We start from the raw sequence: 3,038 nt of genomic DNA, 5'->3' as shown, positions 1-3,038 counted from the left end.
AAAAGTTCCTGCTCGGCGGAGTCGGCGCGCAATGGCGCGTGCCCTTGGCGCAGGCCGGCTGCTCGATCGGAAAGATCAGGCCAGTTGCCAGGCCATCGCCAGCCCGAGAGCAGCAACAAGCGCGACGGCGCCGAGGCGAAGCGATGGATGGGAGGAACGGGGCGAGGGCGGTGCTTCGGCGTCCTGGAAGCCGCCCATCGAGACGCGGGCGGCCCGCTCCAGCCTGTCCATATCGGCAATCATCATTCGCTTCCTCCCAAATCGCGGTGTGATTGCGCGGCTGGGTTTGATGCGTCGCGAGCGGTTCAGCGCCTCACGGGATCGCCGATCCACTCCACGGTTTTACGCAACTCGGAAGGGCATTGCGCGCTATCCTGGAGTTGCTTCTGCCGGGGAAACACAATCGGATTTTATGGTGAATGGCAGGTTAACGCCTCTCCGGCGGCTGTCTGTTGCCCAAGACGTGGTTGTTCATTCTATCTCGAAATTGCCGCGCGGGATGGTCAGGCGATATTCGAGACGATCGTCGTCGATATCGAGACTGGCGGAGCCATTCAGCGACGTCGGCACGACGCGTTCGAGGGCGACGCTGCCAAAACGATTTTCGGTGCGCCGACCGGCGCCGATCCTTTCTGTCCAAATCAGCAAAAGGCCAGGCGAAGTCTCGCTGCCGGCCGCGATCCTGGCGCTTACCCTGATCCGCCCGTCAGGCTGCGACAGGGCGCCGTAGCTTACCGAATTCACGGCCAGCTCGTGCATGGCCAGTCCGATATGAAGGGCAGCGTTCGGATTTAGGTAAGGGTTCTCCCCATCGAAACGCAGGCTGCGACTTGGATCGGCGCTATAGCGGCCGACCTGGCCGGACACGAGCTCACGAAGCGCCGCTCCCCGCCAGTTGGAGGATGTCACCAGATCCTGAGACGAGGCGAGCGACTGGATACGGCCGCGAAAGTGCGTCAGAAAATCGCCGAGCGTCTCCGAGTAGCGTCCGGTCTGGGTGGCTATGCTCTGGATGATGGCCAGAAGATTCTTCGAGCGATGGCTGACCTCTCGCAGCAGCGTTTTCAGCGTCTGCTCGCGGCGCTTCTGCTCCGTCGTCTCGACCATGGTGGTGACGACGCCCTGAACCTCGCCGGAGTCGCTGCGATCGGCATCGATCCAGACATGGAACCAGCGCACGCCGTCACTGTCGGAAATGCCGAGCTCGAGGCGATCCGGGTTGCCGGTTTCAATCACCTTGCGCTTGGCTGCGCCTATGCGCTCGGACTGCGCGGGGGAAAGCGCATCCTTGCCCTCGGCCGTCTCGCAGGCCCACGGGGCCCGCATGTTGCGCGCCCAGACGGTCTTCATTTCACGATCCTGGTAGAGGACCGAAATTCCAGCATTGTGGAGCGCGTGGAGTAGCGCGCGACCCACCTGCATCCCGCTTTCCGCCGGATGCATCGCGATCACTTCGTCGCTGTGCTCTTGCGTATAGTCCTTCTCTGAGGCCTTGGAACGCATTCGATACTTCCCGCATCCAGGCGCGAACGGCTTACGAGGATTGCTGCCCCGGTCTTGACCTACTGATGCTTATGCTGCCCAAAAGCGGTCCGCCGGACGACATCCTTTTGGGGACATCGCCCGGCGGTGGCTGGAAACCGTTTGAGGGGTGCGGCTTCCAGTGTTCGGCACTCCCCCTGGTCAGGTTCTCCTGACGAGGCCGGCGATGAGTGAGATCACCAGGAAAGCAAGGAAGACGAAGAACAATATCTGCGCGATGCCAGCCGACGTGCCGGCGATGCCGCCGAACCCAAGCGCGCCGGCGATGATCGCGACCACAAGAAAAACGAGCGCCCAGTACAGCATGATATCTCTCCTTCTAACGTCCTGGAAAAAACGTGGCTGGATGGCGTTTGTTCCACCATTTGCGGAAAAAGACGATCCCCTGAAAACGCTTCACGGATGGGACTCCGCGCCGCATCGTGCGAGGCGCGGGCGCCTCGCATGAGACCTCAATGATCGGACATGCGGTCAGGCCGCGGCTTTCGCCTGCCGGTCGAAGAACAGCGCCTGACTGATCAGGGCCTTCACCATGTCTGGATTGAAGGGCTTGGTCACCAGAAACGCCGGTTCGGGACGCTCGCCGGTCAACAGGCGCTCAGGGAAAGCGGTGATGAAGATCACCGGCACCGGCGTCGAGGACAAGATCTCGTTGACCGCCTCTATGCCCGAGCTGCCATCGGCGAGCTGGATGTCGGCCAGCACCATTTTCGGACGCGTCTTGCCGAAAACGGCGACCGCCTCGGCGTGCGTGCGGGCGGTGCCGACAACGCGATGGCCGAGGCTTTCGACCATCTCCTCGATGTCCATGGCGATCAGCGGCTCGTCCTCGATGATCAGCACGTCGGTCGCGACCTGGCGAGAAATCTCGCTGCTTGCCTGGGCAAGCAATTCGGAGAACTCCTGTTCGTCGGCATCGAGGATTTCCGCCGCTTCATCCTCGCTGAAACCCTCTACGGCGACCAGCAGGAAAGCCTGCCTCGGCCGCGGCGCGATTGCGTTGAGATTGGCGGCCGCCCGCTGCTCCCAAGCTGTCTGCGCATGCTCTTGCGGCACGCGGATCGCAATCGAAGTGAAAAGCCTGGCAAAGACCTTGTACAGCGCAATGCGATCGCTCGATGCCTTGGGGAAAACTTCGGTGTCGGCGATGATGGCCTCCAGCATCGCAGCAACCAGGGCGTCACCGCTTTCCTGCGATCCCGACACGGCGCGCGAGAAACGGCGGAGGAAAGGCAGGTGAGGAGCGATGGTTGCGGACAGGCTCATATTTGACGTCTCCCTCAGATGACGTTGTTGCATTGCAAAGGCTAGACTCACTGGAAGTCCCGGCAAAACCAACGTCGGCTTTCTGAAAAAGTTCCGCCGGGCAGGGAACTAAATTAGGAAGCGGGCGTTTCCGGCTTTGGGATGGGCAACCAGACAAGGGTGCCGCTTGCGTCGTGATCTATGGTTTTAAAGCGGTTTCAGGTGCTGGGACTTAGGGCAAACATGAAAGA

The 3,038-nt window shown here is 61.4% G+C and carries 4 protein-coding genes; all 4 read right to left on the bottom strand.

Annotated features, from left to right (window positions below):
* Window positions 1-75: 75 nt before the first annotated feature.
* Window positions 76-246, bottom strand: a complete 171-nt coding sequence (locus EOA60_RS37800) for a hypothetical protein (protein ID WP_164748129.1) — start codon at window positions 244-246, stop codon at window positions 76-78.
* Between the two features lie 225 nt (window positions 247-471).
* Window positions 472-1,503, bottom strand: a complete 1,032-nt coding sequence (locus tag EOA60_RS26265) for a sensor histidine kinase (protein ID WP_095824028.1) — start codon at window positions 1,501-1,503, stop codon at window positions 472-474.
* A gap of 180 nt (window positions 1,504-1,683) precedes the next feature.
* Window positions 1,684-1,848 (bottom strand): DUF1328 domain-containing protein, encoded by a 165-nt coding sequence (locus EOA60_RS26260; RefSeq protein ID WP_067002119.1) that lies wholly within the window; start codon window positions 1,846-1,848, stop codon window positions 1,684-1,686.
* 165 nt (window positions 1,849-2,013) lie between these two features.
* Window positions 2,014-2,808, bottom strand: a complete 795-nt coding sequence (locus tag EOA60_RS26255) for a response regulator (protein ID WP_067002122.1) — start codon at window positions 2,806-2,808, stop codon at window positions 2,014-2,016.
* Window positions 2,809-3,038: the final 230 nt, after the last annotated feature.

The sequence above is a fragment of the Mesorhizobium sp. M1A.F.Ca.IN.020.06.1.1 genome (assembly GCF_004023265.1).
Lineage (GTDB): Bacteria > Pseudomonadota > Alphaproteobacteria > Rhizobiales > Rhizobiaceae > Mesorhizobium.
This window is presented reverse-complemented; position numbering and strand designations above follow the sequence as displayed.